This is a genomic window from Streptomyces noursei (assembly GCF_001646665.1).
Lineage (GTDB): Bacteria > Actinomycetota > Actinomycetes > Streptomycetales > Streptomycetaceae > Streptomyces > Streptomyces lavendulocolor.
Window position 1 is genome coordinate 206,973 of sequence record NZ_LWBU01000279.1, and the last position, 19,913, is coordinate 226,885.

Here is a 19,913-nt window from a genome sequence, read left to right on the forward strand (position 1 = left end):
GCAGGCCCGAGCCCGCCTCCTCGGGGTTCTTCACGCTTCAAGCGTGCCCCGCCGAGCCGCCGGACGCAGGTCGGCCCGCGCCGGGGGACCGGGCCGCGGCGCCCCGCGTGCCGGCTCGCCCCGGTCCGGGAGGACGCCCGCGCCGGGGCGGACCCGGTGCGCGGGGAGGGGCCGCCGGTCAGCGGGGAGCCGGGTCGTCGCGGAGCCAGGCGAGCCTTTCCTCGGCGGCCAGCAGGCGGGGGTTGCCCGGACCGTACATGCGGCGGTAGTCGCGTACGCAGCGGTCGAGGAGCCCGGCGGCCTCGGCGTGCCGGCCCACGTCGATCAGGACGTTGGCGAGGTTGTCCCGGGCGCTGACGGTCGTCAGGTGGTCCTCGCCCTGGAGTGCGACGTGTCCGGCCAGGACGGCGCGCAGGATCGGTACGGCGTCCTCGTACCGCCCCATGCCGTGCAGGACGGCGGCGAGGTTGTTCCGCGCGGTGAAGGTGGTGTCGTGGTGCGGCCCCACGGTCGCCTCGCACGACCGGACGACGGCACGCATGTACGGTTCCGCCTCGGAGTAGCGCTCCAGCCGGCACAGGACGGCGCCGAGGTTGGCCCGCGCCGCGACGGTGCGCTCGTGGTCGCGCCCGTACCGCTCCTCCAGCCGGGGCACGAGGGCGCGCAGGGCGCGCTCGGCCTCCTCGTGGCGGCCGCACTTGAGCAGTGCACCCGCGTGGGCGTTGGTAGAGGTCAGGACGTCGGGGTGGTCGCGACCCAGCAGCCGGAGCCGGCGTTCCAGGACGTCCCGCAGCAGCGGCTCGGCCTCGGCGGCGCGGCCGAGGTCCTCCAGCAGCACGGCGAGCCCGATGGCGCAGTTCAGCGTGTCGGGGTGGTCGCGGCCCAGGGTCTCCGCCCGGGCGCGGAAGGTGTCGCGCCACGCCGACTCGGCGAGCTCCAGCCGGCCGGTGTCGTGGAGGACCGCGGCCAGTTCGGCGGAGGTGCGCAGGGTCTCCTCGTGGCGGTCGCCCAGTACGGTCCACTGGGTGCGCACCACCTGCTGGTAGAGGTCGAGGGCGTCCTCGCCCCGCCCCGGGGCGGAGGCGAGGACCCGGGCGAGGTCGCGCACGGCGAGGCAGGCCTCCGGGTGCCGGGGGCCCAGACGGTCGATGGCGGACTGGGCGCGCATGGCGTGGAACTCCTCAGGAGGGATCTCCACGCGGGCGATCTCCCGTTCCGGGCGGCCCTCCGTCACCTCCGTGATGGTGATGTGCCCTCCGGACGGCCGCCGCCGGGTGCCTCCGGCTCCCGCCGTGGACGGCCGCGCGTCCGGGTCCGGCCGTTCCGGGCTCCGGGGCCCGCTCCCCTCCGTCCCGTCCCGCCGCCCGTCCCCGTGCGGCTCCTGCCGTCCGGGCCCCGGCGGCCGTGCGCCCGCCCCGGGGCCGTCGTCCGCGGCTCGCCGCCGCCACCATCGGGTCATCGTGACCGCCTCCTCCTCGCTGCCGGTGTCGTCCGCTGTCGTCAGGCGCCCGCGTGCACGTGTGCCGCCCACAGGCTGGGGCCGGCCGCGAAGGCGTCGCGGCACCGCAGGACCGCCCGGTGCAGGGCGTCGGCCGTCCTCGTGTCGTCCAGCTCCGGTCCGCCGCCCGGCCCCTCGGTGCACAGCTCCCGGTAGAGGAGCCGGGTGACGCGGACGGCCACCGCGTCGTGCACGGGCCAGAGCGTCCCGACGGCGTGGGGGTACCCGGCGAGCTGGAAGGCCGAGGTGATGTGGATCGCCTCGTCGGCCAGCTCCCCGCCGCCCCGCGCCGTCTCGCAGGCGGACAGCACCGCGAGCCGGGCCGCCGGCAGGTCCAGCCGGGAGAGGGCGCGGACCGTCAGCGGCCGGGTGGCGTGGTCGTGCACCAGGAGCCTGCCGTTCGAGGGGTCCGCGGGCTCGCTGACCCCGTGGCAGGCGAAGTGCACCCACGGGTGGCGGGGCAGGGCGTCCATGACCCGGTCGAAGGTGGCCTGCTCGCCGTGGAGCACCTCGGTCGGCAGGAGGCCGCGCAGCACCCCGACCTCGCGGTGCGCGCCGCCCAGCGGCCGGGCGCCGGGGGTGTCGGGCAGGGCGACGGCGAGGGGCCGGCCGGGCGGCCGGGGCGCGGCGGCCCGGGCGCGGGCGTAACGGAGGGCGCCGACCGTCGGCGTGTACGAGGACACCACCCGGTCCAGTACGGTCCGGGGCGCGGGCCCGGTCCCGGCGGGCGCCGCCGCGTCGTCCCGCGGTGCGGGGCCGGTCGCCTCGCCGTGGTGACCGGCCGCGTGCAGCGGCAGGGAGGCCAGCGCACCGCCCGGTGACCACCACAGCCGGTCCCACCGGCCGTCCGGTGCGGGCCCGCGCAGTCCCAGCCGGTCGAGCACCGGTCCGGTGACGTGGTCCCAGGTCCATGCAAGGACCTCGCCGATGGTCCGCTGGGCGGCCCGGTCGCGGGCGGGGTCGGCCGCGTCGGCGAGCGCCCGGTCGAGGCGGTCCGCCTGTTCCCCCACGGCTTCGGGGGTGGCGTCCGGCAGGGGGACGAGGAGGACTTCGCCGTCCCGCAGCACCAGGGCGTCGCTGCGGAAGGCGCTGCAGTAGGCGAGCACCACCGGGCCCCGGTCGGAGCAGTCCAGCAGTTCCCGGAGGGTGGGTGCGGCGAGGAAGTCCTCGAAACCGGGCCGGGCCCGGATCTCGGCGACCAGGTGCTCCATTTCGGCCGCGAGCGCGTGCCGGCGGTCGGTGGTGCCGTCCGGCAGCCGGCCCCGGGCGGTCTCCGCGGCATCGGCGGCTTGCAGCGCGTCGAGCCGGTCCCGCAGGCGGGCGAAACGCTCGGCGAGGGCGGGGTGCGCGCCGCGCAGTCGCCCGAGGCCGTCACGGGTGGCCATGGCGCGGCCGAGCAGGACGCCCCGGCCCTGTTCCAGCAGGCGCACCGCGTGCTCCGGCCGCCCGGTGTTGACCGCGCACGCGGCGGCCTCGGCGGCCAGGCCCCGCACGCGGGACAGGCCGCGTTCCTGGTCGCTGCGGACCAGCCGGCCGGACGCCGCGAACGGCAGCAGTTCCAGGGCGAGTTCGTAGCCCGGCAGCGCCTCGGCCCAGCGGTCGCCGTCCGCGGCGGCGGCGCCCCACTCCCAGGCGGCGAGGACCCGCTCGTGGGCGGGCAGGGCGGTGGTTCCGGCGGCCTGCCGGAAGGCGTCCTCGGCGGCGCGCAGCACCCCCGGGTCGCCGTGGCGGTGGTGCAGGGCGCGCAGCGCGTGGCCGTACCCCATCAGGTACGTGCCGTGGGCCGAGGTCCGCTCGGTGACCGCCCACACCGCGCGGCCCAGGTCGCCGACCGCCTGCTCCGGCTCCCCGGGCCGGCCGGTGGCCTGGTACCTGGTGAGCCGGGCGGAGCCGAGGTTGGAGAGGACCAGCGGGAGCGCCGGGTCGCCGTAGGGCGCCTGCCGGGCGGCCTCCTCCAGCAGTGCGACGGCCTCGTCGAGGTCCGCCACGTCACCCGCGTCCCGGAAACGCCCCCGCAGGGCGTTGGCCAGGTGGTTCAGCCGGTCGACGAGCGGCAGCCCGGCCCCCGGCGCGAGGGCGAGGGCGCGGCGGGCCGCGTCGATCGCCTCGTCGGCGGCCGCGGTGTCCCCGGTCGCCTCGTGCCAGCTCTGGAGCACCACCCCGAGGTTGCCGAGCCCCACGACCTGCGCGGCGGGGGACGCCCGGGAGGCGTGGAGCGCCTCCCGGGCCAGCCGGGCGGCCTCCCCCAGGGAGGCGAGGTCGTCGGTCTGGAGGGCCCGCTGGCGCAGGGTGACGGCGAGGTTGGCCAGGCTTCCGGCGTACGCGTCGGTGCCCGGTTCGTGCTCGGCGAGAGCGGCGCGCAGCGTGGCGACGGCCTCGTCCAGCCTCGCCGCGTCACCGGTCCACTGCGCCAGCCGGTGCAAGGTGTTGCCGAGGCTGTTCAGCCTGTCGGCGCGTCCCGGGGAGCCGGGGCGCAGCAGGGCGAGGGCCTCGCGCAGACGGGCGGCCGACTCCTCCAGGAGCGCCGGGTCGTCGGTGGCCTCGGCGGCCAGGCGCAGGGCGACGCCCAGCCCGGCGAGCAGTTCGGCGCGGCCGGGGTGGCCGTGCGGGCAGGCGGCCACGGCCGCGCGGTGGGTCCGCAGCAGCTCCGGCAGGTGCGCATCGTCGGGGGCGTGCTCGTGCCACGTGCGCAGTCCCCGGGCGAGGTTCCCCAGGACGAGGGGGCGGTCGGAGTCGCCCGGCGGAACGGCTTCGGCGGCGGCGCGCCACAGGTCGAGGGCCTCCCGCAGGGCATCGAGGTCCCCGTCGTACAGGTAGGCGCTGTGCCGCATCTCGGCGAGATCGCTCAGGTAGGCGGGACGGTTCTCCGATCCGCCCGGCAGTGCGCGGAGCGCGCGCCGTTGGGCGTCCGTCGCGCGGAGGAGGTCCGCCGCGGGGCCGGGGACTCCGCCGTCCCCGGCGCCTGCGGATGGGGTCCGCGTACCCTCCGGGCCACGGTCCGCGGCGACCCGGTGCCGCAGGTGCAGCACGTCCGCGAGGGCGGCGAGGGTCTGCGCCGCGGTGCCGGCCTCCTGGGGCAGGTCGAGGGCCCGTCGGAACGTCTCCGCGGCGCGGTCGAGGTCGTCGGGACGTCCGTGCAGCCCGTACCTATGCCGGTACGCGAGGCCCAGGAGCCGTACGTCCTGCGGGCGGACCGGTTCGCGCGCCGTCCGCGCAAGGCCCAGGCCGATCAGGGCCTCCACGTCGTCGGGGCGCCCCAGCAGTCGGAAGCGCCGGTGCAGGGCGACCATCAGGTTGGCGGCCCCGACGGCGGCCGGCCCGGCGTCCGGCGGCACCGAGGCGAGTAATCGGCGGTAGAGCGCGACGGCCCGGTCGAGGGCCTCCATGTCGCCGGTGCGGAAGTGCCGGACCAGCGAGTCGTCGGCCCGGGACCCCTCCTCCGGGCCGTCGGCCGCTCGCTGGATGCTCATGTCGAACACGTCCACCCCCCGGTGTCACGCCGTCGTGACCGCCGCCCCGTCGCCGCGGGCCCGTGCCGACGATAGCGAACAGGCCGCCGGAGCACCGACGTAGAATCGCGGCGAACCGGCATCGGGCGTCCGAGGGGGAACGGTGGGGATCGAGACGGGTGTTCGGAGCGGGCCGGGTGGCGGGCACCCCCGGCTCGGGGAGCTGTGCCGGCGGCTGGCCGGCTCCCCCGGGTCGCTCGGCCTGGAGGGGCGGGGGCCGCGGCTCGTCGAATCCATCACCTCGGCGTTGCGTTCCGGCCGGTCCCCCGGTGAACTCGAGGACCTGTTCGACGAGTTGGAGGAGGAGCTGCTCGCGGCCGGGCACAGCGCCGGCCTGGGCTCGTACCGCACCACACCGCCGCCGGTCCCCGGTTACCAGCAGTTGCCGGTCGCCGCGCCGGGCCACCCGGCGCTGTACGTGCTGGCCTGCCCGCGGGGTCACTGCGGGCGGGTGGAGGCGCCCGGCGACGACGCCCCGCCCCCCGGCTGCCGGGTCTTCGACCAGCCGCTGCGCACGGTGCCCATCCGGTGACCAGCGCCTTCCTCAGCGCGCTGGGGAGCCGGATCGCCGAGCGGTGGCTGACCCTGCTGGCCCTGCCGGGGCTGCTCTTCCTGGTCACCCTCGCCACCGCCCTGGTCCTCGGGCACGAACACTGGGCGGACGCCGGGCGGTTGCGGGACCGGCTCGACGCGCTCGCCGCCTCCCCCGCTTCCCGCAGCACCGGCACCGTCGCCCTGGTGGCGGTGGGTGTGCTGGCCGGTGCCGCGGTGACGGGCGCGGCCGCCCGGTCGCTGGGCACCGCGGTGGAGCTGCTGTGGTGCGCGGAGCCGCGCGGGCCGCTGCTGCGGTACCTCGCCGACCGCAGGTCGCGCCGCTGGCGGGCGGCCGACGCGGAGTTCCGCACGGCGCTGGTGGCGGCGGGCAGGGCCCGTATCGAGGGGGCGGACGACGCCGACCGGCTCGCCGGGGTCGCCGAGCGCCGTCACGCGGAACGCGGCCGGATCGCCGCGGCGCCGCCCCGTCACCCCTTCGGGATGGGTGACCGCCTCGCCGCGCCCGGGCAACGGCTGTGGCGGGCCCACCGGTTGGAGCTGGGGTCCGCCTGGCCGCACCTGTGGCTGCTGGCCGGCGACGGTACGCGAGCCGAACTCCAGGCCGCACGGCGGGAGTTCGGCGCGTCTGCGCGGCTGTGCGCCTGGGGCGCGGGGTACCTGGTGCTGGGGCTGTGGTGGTGGCCTGCGGCGCTGGTCGGGGGTGTCGCCGCCGTCTCCGGGGTACGGCGCGGGCGCGCCGCCGCGGAGGCCTTCGCGGAACTCACCGAGGCCCTGGCGGACCTCCATGTGAGGGATCTGGCGGCCTCGCTGGGAATCCCGTGCGAGGGAGCCGTCGACCGGGTCGTCGGCGAACGCCTCACCCGGGCGCTGCGGAAGGAGCCGGAGGCGGCGTAACGCCCGGCGGTCGGTGAGGGGCTGGGGACGGCGCAGCGCCCGGGCGTCTGGCGAGAGCCACTGTCGGCGAGAGACCCGGGAGCCGCGTGGCGCCCGGCGGGAGGCACGGAGGCGGCGTGCGCGCACCTTTCGGCGTGCACCGGCCGGCCCGGGCCGTCGCGGACGGGGCGTTCGGGGCGGGTGGGACGACCTGGTCAGTGCGGGCGCCCCGGGGCGGGGCCGCCCCCGTGGTGCGAGGGCGGCCCGCTCGCGCTTCTCGCCCGCCGGCCCGCTAGCCCGTCCTGATCCGCAGGAAGGTGACGGAGTGGGCGGGGAAGGTGTGCGTGAACTGCCGGGCGATCCCGCGCAGGGTGGACGCCTGGGGCCGTACCGGCCGGTCGTCGGCGGTGTTGACGGCGTCGGGTTCCCCTTGGAGGGTGGTGAGCCGGGCGGTCGGGGCGACCTTGTCCGTGCCGAGGTCGATACGGGTACGGGCGGGCGCGGCCTGGGCGTTGACGACCTTGACCACCAGGTCGCCCTTGTCCCGGGTGACCACGTGCCGGAACGGTTCGGCGGCCCTGTCGTCGGTGAAGCGGCCCCATTCGCGTCCGTCGAGGTGGAGGGTGACCTGGCGTCCGCGCACCTTGACGTGGATGTCGTAGGTCCGTCCGGTCTCGATGGTCGTGTCCTTCTCGGCGAGCGTCTCCTTGCCGCCGTCCACGGCCTCCTCGACGGCGGAGCGGGTGTTGTTCCAGCCGCCCAGGTTCCACCAGTAGTGGTTGCCGGTGTCCCGGACGCCGAAGGCGATCAGGAAGCCCTCCCGGCCCGCCTTCTTCGTCGCCTTCAGCCGCAGGTCGTAGTCGTGCCAGTTCGTGTTCCCGGCCGTCACGAGGGTGTCCTCGGCGGCCGTGTCGCCCTGGACGAAGGCGCCGTCGCGGACGGCCCAGTCGCCCCGGCCGGCGGCCCGGGTCCAGTGGGCGTCGCCGGCCGAGAAGTCGTCCGCAAGGAGCGTGGTGCCGTCGGCGGCGGTGACCCGCACGTCGTCGTACGCGGCGCTCGTGGCCCATGTGGACAGCCCGACGGCCCCGGTGATCGGGCCCGAGACGGCGGGGGTGGTGGTGGCCCGGCTGGGGACGACCCGGTCGCCGGTGCCCGTCATGAACAGTTTCTGCACCTCGTAGCTGGTGGAGCCCCAGGAGCGGTGGTTGTCGAACCAGATCATGTCGGGGCGCCACTGCGTGTGGTCCACGTCGGCGAGGAGCGGGGCGTAGGAGGCGAGTTTGACGACGTCGGCGTTGCGTTCCAGGCCGGTCATGAAGGCGGCTTCCGACAGCGCGTTGCGGAACCGGTTGTCGCGCGAGGCGTATTCGCCGAGGAAGACCTTGGGGCCCCGGCGGTCGTAGGCGTCGTAGCGGTCGTTGTTCTCCAGGAACCACTGCGGGCTGTTGTAGTAGTGCTCGTCGACCATGTCGACGCCGGCTTCCCGGTTCAGCTGCCAGGCGCGGTCGAAGACGCTCCCGGCGTCGTCGGGCCCGGAGTTGCTGATCACCGTGATGTCCGGGTACCTGGCCGCGATCGCCTCGCGGAAGGCGGTGAAGCGGGTGAGGAACTGGTCGGGCAGGTTCTCCTCGTTGCCCACGCCGATGTGGGTCAGGCCGAAGGGCTTCGGGTGGCCCATGGCGGCCCGCTTGCGGCCCCACTCGGAGGTGACGGGGCCGTTGGCGAACTCGATGAGGTCGAGTGTGTCCTGGATGTGCCGCTTCAGCAGCGCCGGGTCGTCGGTGGCCCTGTTCTCCCCGCAGCCGGTGACCAGGGCGGGGACGACGGGCAGCGGCATGGCGCCGATGTCCTCGGCGAACTGGAAGTACTCGTGGTAGCCGAGGCCGTAGCTCTGGTGGTAGCCCCAGAAGTTGGCGTTGACGGCCCGCTGCTCGACGGGGCCTATGGTGTCCTTCCACTGGTAGGAGCGGCGGCGTTCCCAGTCCGGGGCCTCGTACGCCCGGTGGCTGCCGGTGTTGACCAGGCAACCGCCGGGGAAGCGGAGGAAGCCCGGCTCCAGGGCGGCGATCTTCTCGGCGAGGTCCTTGCGGAGTCCGTTGGGCCGGCCCTTGTAGGTGTCGCGGGGGAAGAGGGAGACCATGTCGAGCCGGAGGGTCCCGCCGCCCTCCGCGGTGACGGCGAGACGCCCGCCGGTGGTCGTCACCTTCGGTGTGAGCGTGCCGGTGTACTTGGTCCAGCGGTCGCCCCGCACGGTGACGCCGAGGGGCGTGGAGACGACGGTGCCGTCGGCGGTGCGCAGCTCGGCGGTGAGGCGGGTGCCGGCCGGGCTGTCGGTGCGGGCCCATACGGAGAAGTCGTGGCGGGCACCCTCCGCGAGGGCCATGCCGGCCGCGTAGCCGCTGTTGACGATGCCGAAACGGGCGCCCGGGCCGCCGGTGCCGGTGAGGTCGACGCGGAGGTGGTTGCGGTTGCGTTCGTTCAGGCGTTCGGCGTCGTCGACGACCCGGAGGGTGCCGCCGGCGCCGCCGGTAGCGGTCTGCCGCCAGGCGGTGAGCGGGGTGTAGGACCGGTTGTCGACGGGCCCGAACTCGAAGGAACGGTTCTGGACGAGTTCGGCGTAGAGGCCGCCGTCGGCGGCGTTGTTGATGTCCTCGAAGAAGACGCCGTACATGGTCGGGTCGATCGCCGGGCCGGTGCGGTCGGGGGTGACCGTGATGGCGTAGTCGGCCGGGGGCGGTTCATCGGCCCTGGTGGGGACGGCCATGACCGTGCCGACCATGAGGGCCGCCAGCGCGAGGACGAGCCTCGGCCGTTCGGGTGCCATGTGTGCTCCTGGATTCTTCAGTTGTTCGAAATTTCGGACATTGACCAGGACTTCGAACAGGAAGATAGGGAGGGGCAGTTGAGGCGTCAACCCGTGCGACCACCCGTGCGACCGCCGCCCGCGACTACTCACCGGTACGCCCCGAGCACGGCGCGTCGGCCCCCGCCACGGGCCCGCTCGGCGCACCGGGGGGTGCCGATGCCTTGGCGTTCCCGCGCGACCGGTTCGACAATGAGGGGGATGACGGACAACCGGGCACACAGCGGCGAGATCGGGCCCACCGAGCGGCTCGCCATGAACCGCACGGGCAGCTTCGACTGGGACCTCGACGCGGGCACCATCGACATCGACGAGGCCGGCCTCCTGGTGTTCGGCCTGCCGCCCGGCACCTTCGACGCCCGGCCCGCCTCGCTCGTACACCGGCTGGAAGCGGACGAGCGGGCCCGCCTTGACGCCGTGATCAAGGAAGCGCTGGGCAGCGGCAGGTCCTCGTACGCCGCGCGCTTCCAGGTGCCGCTCGACGACGGCTCGGTGCAATGGACGCACGTGCAGGCCCGCATCCTCCGCGACCGCGACGGGCGGGCCCACCGGATCGTCGGCATCGTCCGGGACGCCACCCCGGAGATCACCCACTCCGCCTTCGTCCTGGAACTGGAGAAGCGCAGGCAGCGCCAGACCAGCATGGTGGAACGCACCACCCAGGCGCTCTCCCGGGCGGTGACGGTGGACGACGTCACGGCCGCCCTGACCGGTCCCGGCGGCCTGGCCCGGCTCGGCGTGGACGGGTTCGCGCTCGGCCTCGTCGAGAACGGCTCGCTGAACGTCATCGCGCTCAGCGGCGAGTCCCTCGACCTCCTGGAACACCTGCGGATGCAGCGCCTGGAGCCGGGGATGCCGCTGGCCGAGACGGTGCTGAGCGGCCGCCCCCTGTTCAGCAGCTCCTTCCAGGAACTGATCAAGGACTATCCGGTGCTGGCCCCCTTCGCCGGGCGGCTGCGGTTCCGGGCGGCCGCCTACCTGCCGCTGGTCGCCCAGGCGCGCACCCTGGGCGGCATGGCGCTGTTCTACCGCGGCCGCACCGCCTTCAGCGCCGACGAGCGCAACCTGCTGCTGGGGCTCGCCGCCATCGTGGCCCAGTCGCTCCAGCGGGCGATCCTCTTCGACGAGGAGCGGGAACTGGCCACCGGCCTCCAGGCCACCATGCTCCCGCGCCGCATCCCGGCGGTCGAGGGCGGCGAGATCGCCGTGCGCTACCACTCCGCCTGGAGCGGCCGGGAGGTCGGCGGCGACTGGTACGACGTCATCCCGCTGCCCCGGGCGCGGGTGGGGATCGTGGTCGGCGACGTCCAGGGCCACGACACGCACGCCGCCGCCATCATGGGCCAGCTGCGCATCGCACTCCGGGCGTACGCCGGTGAGGGGCACGCCCCCTCGACTGTGCTCGCCCGGGCGTCCCGGTTCCTCGCCGAACTGGACACCGAGCGGTTCGCCACCTGCACGTACGCCCAGGTGGACCTGGACTCGGGCACCGTGCGGGCCGTCCGGGCGGGCCACCTCGGGCCCCTCATCCGGCACACCGACGGGCGGGTGGGGCGGCCCAAGCTGCCGGGGGGCCTGCCGCTGGGCGTCGCGTCCGTCTTCGGGGACGAGGAGTTCCCCGAGACCCGGCTCGACCTGGTGCCCGGCGAGACGCTGGTGATGTGCACCGACGGGCTCGTCGAACAGCCCGGGGTGGACATCGGGGAGGGCATGGACGCCCTGGAGGCGGCGGTGAGCAGCGGGCCGCCCGGCGCGGAGGCGCTGGCCGACCACCTCTCGCAGCGCTTCTGGGAGCGCTGGGGGGCGGGCGACGACGTGGCACTCCTGGTGCTGCGGCGCAGCCCGGACCCGGGGACGCCGCGGGCGCCGCGCATCCACCAGTACATCCACCAGGCGGACCCGCAGGGCCTGTCGGAGGCGCGGGCGGTGGTGCGGCGGGCGCTGCGGGACTGGGACATGCGGACCTTCGCGGACGACGCCGAGCTGGTGACCGGCGAGCTGCTCGGCAACGTGCTGCTGCACACGGAGGGCGGCGCGGTGCTGACCCTGGAGGTGCTGCCGGAGCCGGTCCGGCGGGTGCGCCTCACGGTGCAGGACCGGTCCAGCGCGTGGCCCCGGCGGCGTACCCCGGGTGAGGCGGCCACCTCGGGCCGGGGGCTGCTGCTGCTGGACGCGCTGGCGCTGCGGTGGGGTGTGGAGCCGCGCGGCGAGGGCAAGGCGGTGTGGTGCGAGATCGGCCCGTCGTCGCGGACCGGCGAGGCGAGGAGGCGTGCGTGATGGATCCCGTGGAGGCACTGGACCGGATCGCCTTCCTGCTGGAGCGCTCGCTGGCACCGACGTACCGGGTGAAGGCGTTCCGCACCGCGTCGGCGGCGCTGTCGGCGCTCGGTGAGGGCGAGACCGCAGCACGGGCGGCGGCCGGGACGCTGGAGCAGCTGAAGGGCGTCGGGCCGAAGACCGCGCAGGTGGTGCGGGAGGCGCTGGCCGGGGACGTACCGGCGTACCTTCGGCGGCTGGAGGGCGAGGCGGCCGAGGCGCCGGACCGGGGCGCGGCGCTGAGGGCGGCGCTGCGCGGGGACTGCCACCTGCACTCCGACTGGTCGGACGGCGGCAGCCCGATCGACGCCATGGGGCGGGCGGCGGCGGCCCTGGGGCACGAGTGGGCGGTGCTGACCGACCATTCGCCCCGGCTGACGGTGGCCCGCGGCCTGTCGGCGGAGCGGCTGCGCGAGCAGCTGGACGTGGTGGCGGAGCTGAACGAGCGGTGGGCCCCCTTCCGGCTGCTGACCGGCATCGAGTGCGACATCCTCCTGGACGGCACGCTCGACCAGGAGGACGAGCTGCTGGACCGGCTGGACGTGGTGGTCGCCTCGGTCCACTCGAAGCTGCGGATGGACGCCCCGGCGATGACCCGGCGCATGGTCAGGGCCGTGAGCAATCCGCTGGTCGACGTGCTGGGGCACTGCACGGGCCGGCTGGTGGGCGGCAAGCGGCCGGAGTCGCAGTTCGACGCGGAGCGGGTCTTCGCGGCCTGTGCCGAGGCGGGGACCGCGGTGGAGATCAACAGCCGCCCCGAACGGCTGGACCCGCCCAGGCGGCTGCTGCGGCAGGCGGTGGAGGCCGGGACGTTCTTCGCGGTGGACACCGACGCGCACGCACCGGGCCAGCTGGACTGGCAGGTGCTGGGCTGCGCGCGGGCCGAGGAGTGCGGCGTTCCGGCCGACCGGGTGATCAACACCTGGCACGCCGACGACCTGCTGCACTGGACGCGCACCCGCGAGGCGCCGGCGGGCGGCTGAGGGAACACGACGGGCCGGGCGGACCGGGCAGCTGAGGGAACGCGACGGGCAGGGTGTGTGCCGGCGCCGCGCAGTGAGTGAGCCGGGCCGTCCCGACCACTGCCGGGGCGCCCGGGGCCGCCCTATCACGGGGGACGTACCGAAGATCCGGTGTGGCGGCCCGGAAGGCCCTGGCTCGACCTTGCGGTATCCACGCGATGCCCGGCAGGACACGCTGCCCGTGCCCTGCGTTGCCCGTTTCTGGCATGAGGCGCGGACAACGCCCCCCGTAATAGCGGTTTCGCGGACCGGCCGGTGCCCGGGAGAGCGGGCCGATCAACTCGTCCAGGATGCAGCAATCCCCCGCTGTTTTCTTCTGATGCTTCTTCGGTGAAAAAGCTCGGCCATCGAGGGGCCCGGGCACGGCTCCCGCATGGCCGGATCCGTCACCCGGCGGGCGAGGCCGTCACTCGGCGGGCCGGTTCGGTCACTCGGCGGGACCGGCGGCACCGGCCGGACCGGCGGCCCCCTCCGCCATCCGGCGGCGCTCGGCGGACAGGGCCCACTGGTAGGAGAGGGCGGCGAGCGTGGGGGCGCCCCAGCGGGCCCGCAGGACACCGAGTTCCTTGGTGAGGGTGCGCAGCCCGATGTTCAGGCGGCGGGCGGTGATGCGCTGGTCGATCCCGGCCGCCGTGTCGACGAGGATCTCGCGCTGGCGGTGGGTCAGTCCCGCCACGCCGTCGGGGGTCGTCCGGCGGGCGTCACCCTGCCAGATGTCGGCGCGGCGCCACGCGTCCTCGAAGCCCTCGGCGATGAACGCCACCAGGGCCCGGTCCATCACGTGCCAGGCGGCGTGCGTGGGGCTGGAGTTGACGACGCGGTCCGGGATGAACGCCTGGCGCCGGTCCACGACGACGCAGCTCTGGAAGGCCGCGGCGAGCGTACGGAAGCGGGCTCCCTGGGCGGTCAGGCGGGTCACCCGGTCGCGGATCGCCGGGTCGTCCCGCTCGCCGTCGCGGTACAGGGTGCGCACGCTCACCCCCCGGGCGAGCGCGCGGGTGTCGCGGGCGTCGGCGGCCTCCAGGGCGTCCGCGCCCTCCGGGCCCAGCGGTTGGGCGGTCAGCAGCTCGCTCTCCGCCCGGCCGACGGCCTCGTCGATCCGGGCGCCGACCTGTTCGGGCTCGGCGAGGAACTCGCTGCCCGAGCCGGAGCGCCACTTGGCGCGCTCGAAGTGCAGGGCCAGCTCGTCGGCGACGCCCGGGACCGCCGCCATGCCGGCCGCCCGGGCGGCCAGTTCGCGCAGTCCCTCGTCGAGCCGGCGCCGGCCGGCCTCCTGCGGGTCCAGGGCGATCGGCGCCTCGGGCCGGTCGGGGTCGACGGCGACCAGTCGCCAGGCCAGCAGTTCCCGCAGCGCGGCCCCGTCCCCCGGGGCAAGGGGCTCGCCCCGGGTGATCCCGGCGTACAGGGCCCTGGCCGCCGGGGACAGCCCGGCCCGGTCGGCGGTGCGGTCGGTCGTGCCGGGACCGGTCCCGAGGCCCGAGCCGGTCCCGGGGTCCGTACCGAAGCCGGAGCCGGAGCCGGTCGCGTGGCCGGTGCGGAAGGGACCGCTCCCGGCAACGCCGAAACCCTGGTCCGCGCCCGCGCCGACGCCCGCCCCGATGCCCGTACCCGTACCCGTACCGACGCCCGCCCCGGTGCCCGTGCCCGTGCCGACGTCCGTACCCGTGCCCGTGCCGATGCCCGGACGGGTGCGGATGTCCGGGCCGGTGTCGCAGCCGGTACCGGCGCCCGCTCCTTCGGCGCGCGCGCAATTGTCCTCGTCCATCGCCCTTGCCCCCGTTTACGCCTGCGTGTGTGCGCCGTGCGCATGTACGCACCACGCGAACGCTTGATCGCTGACGTACGACGGGCCAGCGTACCGGTGTGGCCCTTCTGGCTCTGTTCCCGGAACGGCCCGCGGCACACCACGGCGGCCACGGCACGACCGGCGGCCGCCCCCTTGGGGAAGAAAGCACCATGGACAAGCTTGCACTGCGTCTCCTGCTCAGTGAGCGCCGGGCGTCGATCACGCCGGAGAGCCAGGGCCTGACGCGGCCCACACGGCAGGGCAGACGGGCGCGCGGGCTCTCCCAGGCGCAGATCGACCAGATCCTGCACCGCGCCCCGGACACCTACGGGCGGCTGGAGTCGGGGCGCTACCCGAACCCGCCGGTCGACCTGCTCCAGGACGTGGCGCGGCTGTTCCGCATGAACGAGCAGGAGTGGATCGCGCTGTGGCGGTACGCGCTGGGCCAGGACCCGCCCCGGCCGCTCGACTTCCGTTCCGGCGAGGAACTGCCGGGCGTGTGGCGGGACATCCTCGGCGGCGTCTCCCACCCGGCGTACGTCAACGACCGCTCCTGGAACGTGCTCGCGCACAACGCCCCCTTCGAGGCGCTGTTCCCGCACGGCCGGGTCCCCGCCAACGCCATGCGGTGGATGGCCGTCGAACAGGAGGCGCGGACCGTGCTGGCGGACTGGGAGACGGCGTGGGCCCCGGTGGTCCTGCCGCAGCTGCGGGTCGCGCTCGCCGCCGACCCCTCCGACAAGACCCTGTGCGCGATCGAGCAGGACGTCCTGGCCGACCCGGTGGCCGCCCCGCTCTACGCGTCCGCGAGCGCCTACAGCCACCTGGACGGCGACGAGCGGCCGCTGCGCCACCCCGCCCTGGGCCACGGGTGGGTCACCATGTCCGCCGCGCAGCCCCTCGCGGCCCCCGGCTCCCGGCTGATCATCCTGGTCTTCCGCCCCGGCACCCGCCGCCGTCGCGGGCGTCCCCCGGTGCTGCGGGCGCCGGCGGAGGACGAGGGCGGCGGGCCCTCGCCGGACCTCGGGGGCCGCGGGCCTGGACCGGACGTCGTGGGCGGGGCGGGTCACCCGGCGCGGGGCGGGTACCCGGAGCGCACGTTCCCGCCACGAGGAAGGACAGGCGCCGTGCGCGATTCCGCCGAGTTCACGCGGTCCGCGAGCCGTTTCACCGACCGGATCACCGCCGACGGCGGGGACGGCTGGCCGGTCGAGGCCGGACGGTACCGGCTCGTCGTCAGCCGGGCGTGTCCGTGGGCGAGCCGTTCCCTGGTGGTGCGGCGGCTGCTGGGCCTGGAGGAGGCCCTGTCACTGGCCGTGGCCGACCCCGTCCAGGACGAGCGCAGCTGGCGCTTCACCCTCGACCCCGACGACCGGGACCCGGTCCTCGGCATCCGCTTCCTGAGCGAGGCGTACCGGGCCAGGGACGAGGAGTACGAGGGGGGCGTCAGCGTCCCGGCGGTCGTCGACGTGCCGAGCGGCCGGGTGGTGAGCAACGACTACCAGCGCATCACCCTGGACCTGTCCACCGAGTGGCGGTCCCTGCACCGCGAGGGCGCGCCCGACCTCTACCCGGAGGCCCTGCGCGACGAGATCGACGAGCGGATGGAGGGCATCTACCAGGACGTCAACAACGGGGTGTACAAGGCGGGGTTCGCCAAGAGGCAGGAGGCCTACGACGCGGCGTACGCCCGGCTGTTCGCCCGGCTGGACCAGGTGTCGGAGCACCTGGCCGGGCAGCGTTACCTGGTGGGGGACACCATCACCGAGGCCGATGTCCGGCTGTTCACCACACTCGTGCGGTTCGACGCGGTCTACCACGGCCACTTCAAGTGCAACCGCAACAAGCTCACGGAGGACCGCGTCCTGTGGGCGTACGCCCGGGACCTGTTCCAGACGCCCGGCTTCGGCGACACGGTGGACTTCGACCACATCAAGCGGCACTACTACGTGGTCCACGAGGACATCAACCCGACACGGGTCGTGCCGCGCGGCCCCGACCTGCGCGGCTGGCGCGCCCCGCACCACCGCGAGGAGCTGGGCGGGCGCCCGTTCGGCGACGGAACGCCGCCGCCCCCTCCCCCGCCCGCGGAGGTCGTCCAGCCGCTGTGACGTCCGGCGGGGTCCGCCCGGCCCCGTGCCGTCCCGGCCGGGCGCCCCCGTGGATCGCCACCTGCCGGTATTCCGCTGGGCGGCCGCGCCTTCGGCCGGTACCGTGCGGTACGGAACGGGGGTGGGCCGATGCGTCCGGTGCTGCTGGTGGATGTCGACGGGCCGCTGAACCCGTATGCCGCGAAACCGTACCGCCGGCCCGAGGGGTACCGGACGCACCGGCTCCTGACGCCCCGCTGGGAGGCGGCCGAGCGCCGCCGGCTGACCGAGCAGGGACTGCCGAACAAGCCGGTGAAACCGCTCCGGGTGTGGCTCGACCCGGCCCACGGCCCGGCGCTGGAGGCGCTCCCCTTCGATCTGGTGTGGGCGACCACGTGGGAGGAGGAAGCAAACACCTTCATCGCACCGGTTCTGGGACTGCCCCGGCTCCCCTTCATCGCCTGGGCCACGCCGCGGGTCCGGCTCGAAGGCGGTGTGTTCTGGAAGACGCCGGAGATCGTGGCGTGGGCCGAGGGCCGCGCCTTCGCCTGGATCGACGACGAGATCACCGAGGCCGACCGCGCCTGGGTGGCCGAGCGTCACAGCGGCCCCGCGCTCCTGCACCGGGTCGATCCCCGCCGCGGTCTCACCAGCGACGACTTCGCCGCGCTCACGGCGTGGGCGGCCAATCCGCACCGAAGTGCCGCGGGCGGCTGACGGCTGGTTCTACGAGCCGACGGTGCTGACGGGGATCACGGCGCCTGCCACACGGTGGTGGCGTTGCAGAACTCCTTGATGCCGTGGCCGGACAGTTCGCGCCCGTACCCGGAGCGCTTCACGCCGCCGAAGGGCAGCGCGGGGTGGGAGGCGGTCATGCCGTTGACGAAGACCCCGCCCGCCTCCAGGTCGCGGACGAACGTCCGCACGTCCTCGTCGTCACGGGTCCAGACGTTGGAGCTGAGACCGAAGTACGTGTCGTTGGCGACCTTCACCGCCTCGTCGGCGTCGGCCACCCGGTAGAGGGTGGCGACCGGCCCGAAGGTCTCCTCCTGGTGGATCCGCATGCCGGGCGTGATCCCCGTCAGCACCGTCGGCTCGTAGAACCAGCCGTTGGCCAGGCCCTGCGGCAGGCCCTCGGGGCGGCGGCCGCCGCACAGGACGGTGGCGCCCTGGCGCACGGCGTCGTCGACGAGTTCCTGGAGCCCGTCGCGGCCGGACTCGCTGGCCAGCGGGCCGACGTCGGTGGCCTCGTCCATCGGGTCGCCCACGGTCAGCGCGGCCATGCCGGCGGTGAAGCGTTCCCGGAAGGCGTCGAACACGTCGGTGTGGACGATGAAGCGCTTGGCGGCGATGCAGGACTGGCCGTTGTTCTGCGCGCGGGCCGTCACGGCGACCTCGGCGGCCTTCTCCACGTCCGCCGAGGGCATCACGACGTACGGATCGCTGCCGCCCAGTTCCAGGACGGTCTTCTTGATCTCGTCGCCGGCGATGGCGGCGACGGACCGCCCGGCGGGTTCGCTGCCGGTGAGGGTGGCGGCGGCCACCCGGTCGTCGCGCAGGATGCCCTCGACGGCGCGGGAGCCGACGAGCAGCGTCTGGAAACAGCCCTCGGGGTAGCCGGCGCGGCGGAAGAGGTCCTCCAGGTAGAGGGCGGTCTGCGGCACGTTCGAGGCGTGCTTGAGGAGCCCGACGTTGCCCGCCATGAGCGCGGGCGCGGCGAAGCGGACGACCTGCCAGAGCGGGAAGTTCCAGGGCATGACGGCGAGGACCGGCCCGAGCGGGCGGTAGTGCACGCGTGCGTGGGCGGCCCCGGAGTCCCGTACGTCGGCCTCGGGCGGCTGTTCGTCGGCGAGGAGCCGTTCGGCGTTGGCCGCGTACCAGCGCATGGCCTTCACGCATTTGGCCGCCTCCGCCCGGGCGGCGGCGAGGGGCTTGCCCATCTCGGTGGTCATCGTGCGGGCGATGTCGTCCTGGTCGGCCTCCAGCAGCCCCGCCGCGCGGTCGAGCAGGCCGGCCCGGTCGGCGAACGTGGTCGTCCGGTACGCGCGGAAGGCCGCGTCGGCGGCGGCGACGCGCCGTTCGATCCCGTCGGGCGTCAGCTCGTCGAACGTCCTGAGCGTCTCGCCGGTGGCGGGGTTGACCGTCGCGATGGGCATGGGTGGGTCCTCCTCGCAGTCGCTGCCTCGACCCTGCCGCGCTGGTCGCGGCGCCGCAACGCGAGCGGCCGCGGCACGACGGCGGCGGGTTATGACCGGTCTGTCGGGTAACCCGTGGCGGTATGGCACACACAGGTGATGACAAGGAAAAAGGCGCCGGGACCCCGGACGAGCCGACCGATCTGTCCGCGGGCTCGTGGCGGGCGGTCCTCAAGCGGACCGGCAAGGAGTTCATGGACGACGAGCTGCCCGACCGCGCGGCGGCCCTGACGTACTACAGCGTCCTGTCGATCTTCCCCGCCCTGCTGGTCCTGGTGTCGGTACTGGGCGTGATCGGGGACTCGGCGACCCGCACCGTGCTGGACAACCTCCAGAAGCTGGCGCCGGGGCCGGTGCGGGACATCCTCGGGGACGCCGTGAAGCAGCTCCAGGACAGCCCGGGCGCCAGCGGCGTGGTGGCGGTCGTCAGCCTGCTCGGCGCGATCTGGTCGGCCTCCGGGTACGTGGGCGGCTTCATCCGTACCGCGAACGCCGTGTACGACCTGCCGGAGGGCCGCCCGGTGTGGAAGCTGACCCCGCTCCGGGTCGGGCTGACGCTGGTGCTGATGGTGCTGCTCGCGGTCAGCGCGATGATCGTGGTCTTCACCGGACCGCTCGCGGCACGCGCCGGTGAGGCCATCGGCCTCGGCGACGAAGCGGTCACCGTGTGGAACATCGCCAAGTGGCCGGTGCTCATCGTCCTGGTGATCGTGATGATCGCGCTGCTGTTCTGGCGGGCGCCGAACGTGCACGGCCAGGGTTTCCGCTGGCTGAGCCCGGGCAGCGTGCTGGCGGTGCTGTTGTGGCTGATCGCCTCCGGCGGTTTCGCACTGTACGTGGCGAACTTCAGCTCGTACAACAAGACGTACGGCACCCTGGCCGGTGTCATCACCTTCCTGATCTGGCTGTGGCTGTCGAACCTGGCGATCCTGCTGGGCCTGGAGCTCGACGCGGAACTGGCGCGCCAGCGGGCGATCAGCAGCGGCATGCCGGAGTCGGAGGAGCCGTACGTGGAGCCCCGGGACACCCGCAAGTGGCCCGAGGAGCTGCGTGAGGAGGCCGCGCGCGAGGAGACCGCGCGTGAAGGGACCTCCCGCGACGACGCCGCCCGCGAAGGGGCTGTACGCGACGAGCGGCGCGGCCGCGGTACCGACCCGCGCTGACGCCCGCGGCTCGGTACCACCGGCATACCGACCCGCGCTGACG

The 19,913-nt window shown here is 75.0% G+C and carries 12 protein-coding genes and 1 pseudogene; 8 read left to right on the forward strand and 5 right to left on the reverse strand.

All coding sequences use genetic code 11. The annotated features are described in order from the left end of the window. Nucleotides 1-178: 178 nt before the first annotated feature. Complete coding sequence (locus tag A4V12_RS19655) at nucleotides 179-1,234, reverse strand: tetratricopeptide repeat protein (protein WP_234372248.1); 1,056 nt, start codon at nucleotides 1,232-1,234, stop codon at nucleotides 179-181. A gap of 266 nt (nucleotides 1,235-1,500) precedes the next feature. Next, nucleotides 1,501-4,968: a CHAT domain-containing protein gene (locus A4V12_RS19660; protein ID WP_064070932.1), complete on the reverse strand. Its 3,468-nt coding sequence runs from the start codon at nucleotides 4,966-4,968 to the stop codon at nucleotides 1,501-1,503. Between the two features lie 142 nt (nucleotides 4,969-5,110). Here A4V12_RS19660 and A4V12_RS19665 point away from each other — a divergent pair, with 142 nt between their 5' ends. Both A4V12_RS19665 and A4V12_RS19670 read left to right on the forward strand, forming a co-directional pair. Beyond that, nucleotides 5,111-5,539 carry a hypothetical protein gene (locus A4V12_RS19665; RefSeq protein WP_234372249.1) on the forward strand — a complete coding sequence of 143 codons (429 nt, stop codon included), beginning with the start codon at nucleotides 5,111-5,113 and terminating at the stop codon, nucleotides 5,537-5,539. Beyond that, nucleotides 5,536-6,456 (forward strand): hypothetical protein, encoded by a 921-nt coding sequence (locus tag A4V12_RS19670; protein WP_064070668.1) that lies wholly within the window; start codon nucleotides 5,536-5,538, stop codon nucleotides 6,454-6,456. The genes A4V12_RS19665 and A4V12_RS19670 overlap by 4 nt, the downstream gene beginning before the upstream one ends. Nucleotides 6,457-6,727: 271 nt before the next feature. Here A4V12_RS19670 and A4V12_RS19675 read toward each other — a convergent pair whose 3' ends face one another. Beyond that, nucleotides 6,728-9,259, reverse strand: coding sequence for an alpha-L-arabinofuranosidase C-terminal domain-containing protein (locus A4V12_RS19675; RefSeq protein WP_064070669.1), 2,532 nt, complete (start codon nucleotides 9,257-9,259; stop codon nucleotides 6,728-6,730). 240 nt (nucleotides 9,260-9,499) lie between these two features. Between A4V12_RS19675 and A4V12_RS19680 the strand changes: the two genes are divergently transcribed. Together A4V12_RS19680 and A4V12_RS19685 are read left to right on the forward strand one after the other, a co-directional pair. Further along, a complete protein-coding gene (locus tag A4V12_RS19680; protein WP_064070670.1) occupies nucleotides 9,500-11,575 on the forward strand; it encodes a SpoIIE family protein phosphatase in 2,076 nt (691 codons plus the stop codon). After that, entirely contained in the window at nucleotides 11,575-12,597 is a 1,023-nt protein-coding gene (locus A4V12_RS19685; RefSeq protein WP_064070671.1) for a PHP domain-containing protein, read from the forward strand. The genes A4V12_RS19680 and A4V12_RS19685 overlap by 1 nt, the downstream gene beginning before the upstream one ends. A 466-nt stretch (nucleotides 12,598-13,063) precedes the next feature. Here the strand turns inward: A4V12_RS19685 and A4V12_RS37610 are convergent, their stop codons facing one another. Continuing rightward, nucleotides 13,064-14,401: a helix-turn-helix transcriptional regulator gene (locus A4V12_RS37610; protein ID WP_064070672.1), complete on the reverse strand. Its 1,338-nt coding sequence runs from the start codon at nucleotides 14,399-14,401 to the stop codon at nucleotides 13,064-13,066. 191 nt (nucleotides 14,402-14,592) lie between these two features. On the opposite strand from A4V12_RS37610, the pseudogene A4V12_RS38935 reads away from it, so the two are divergent. From A4V12_RS38935 to A4V12_RS19700, 3 genes and pseudogenes are all read left to right on the forward strand, one after another. Further along, nucleotides 14,593-15,366 (forward strand): annotated as a pseudogene (locus tag A4V12_RS38935) (helix-turn-helix domain-containing protein); the annotation flags it as partial. Between the two features lie 183 nt (nucleotides 15,367-15,549). After that, the gene (locus A4V12_RS38940) at nucleotides 15,550-16,533 is read left to right on the forward strand and encodes a glutathione S-transferase family protein (protein ID WP_064070934.1); all 984 of its coding nucleotides are present in this window, start codon (nucleotides 15,550-15,552) and stop codon (nucleotides 16,531-16,533) included. Between the two features lie 129 nt (nucleotides 16,534-16,662). Further along, nucleotides 16,663-17,229: an HAD domain-containing protein gene (locus A4V12_RS19700; protein ID WP_064070673.1), complete on the forward strand. Its 567-nt coding sequence runs from the start codon at nucleotides 16,663-16,665 to the stop codon at nucleotides 17,227-17,229. 35 nt (nucleotides 17,230-17,264) lie between these two features. Here A4V12_RS19700 and A4V12_RS19705 read toward each other — a convergent pair whose 3' ends face one another. Beyond that, nucleotides 17,265-18,668 (reverse strand): NADP-dependent succinic semialdehyde dehydrogenase, encoded by a 1,404-nt coding sequence (locus A4V12_RS19705; protein WP_064070674.1) that lies wholly within the window; start codon nucleotides 18,666-18,668, stop codon nucleotides 17,265-17,267. A gap of 122 nt (nucleotides 18,669-18,790) precedes the next feature. Between A4V12_RS19705 and A4V12_RS19710 the strand changes: the two genes are divergently transcribed. After that, entirely contained in the window at nucleotides 18,791-19,870 is a 1,080-nt protein-coding gene (locus tag A4V12_RS19710) for a YihY/virulence factor BrkB family protein (RefSeq protein ID WP_079137158.1), read from the forward strand. The last annotated feature ends 43 nt before the right edge of the window (nucleotides 19,871-19,913 follow it).

Excerpts from the sequence above, each read along its gene's own strand:
- A4V12_RS19660 (WP_064070932.1), bottom strand. The coding sequence starts at position 4,968 with ATGAGCATCCAGCGAGCGGCCGACGGCCCGGAGGAGGGGTCCCGGGCC.
- A4V12_RS19675 (WP_064070669.1), bottom strand. The coding sequence starts at position 9,259 with ATGGCACCCGAACGGCCGAGGCTCGTCCTCGCGCTGGCGGCCCTCATG.
- A4V12_RS19680 (WP_064070670.1), top strand. The coding sequence starts at position 9,500 with ATGACGGACAACCGGGCACACAGCGGCGAGATCGGGCCCACCGAGCGG.
- A4V12_RS19685 (WP_064070671.1), top strand. The coding sequence starts at position 11,575 with ATGGATCCCGTGGAGGCACTGGACCGGATCGCCTTCCTGCTGGAGCGC.
- A4V12_RS37610 (WP_064070672.1), bottom strand. The coding sequence starts at position 14,401 with ATGGACGAGGACAATTGCGCGCGCGCCGAAGGAGCGGGCGCCGGTACC.
- A4V12_RS19700 (WP_064070673.1), top strand. The coding sequence starts at position 16,663 with ATGCGTCCGGTGCTGCTGGTGGATGTCGACGGGCCGCTGAACCCGTAT.
- A4V12_RS19705 (WP_064070674.1), bottom strand. The coding sequence starts at position 18,668 with ATGCCCATCGCGACGGTCAACCCCGCCACCGGCGAGACGCTCAGGACG.
- A4V12_RS19710 (WP_079137158.1), top strand. The coding sequence starts at position 18,791 with ATGGCACACACAGGTGATGACAAGGAAAAAGGCGCCGGGACCCCGGAC.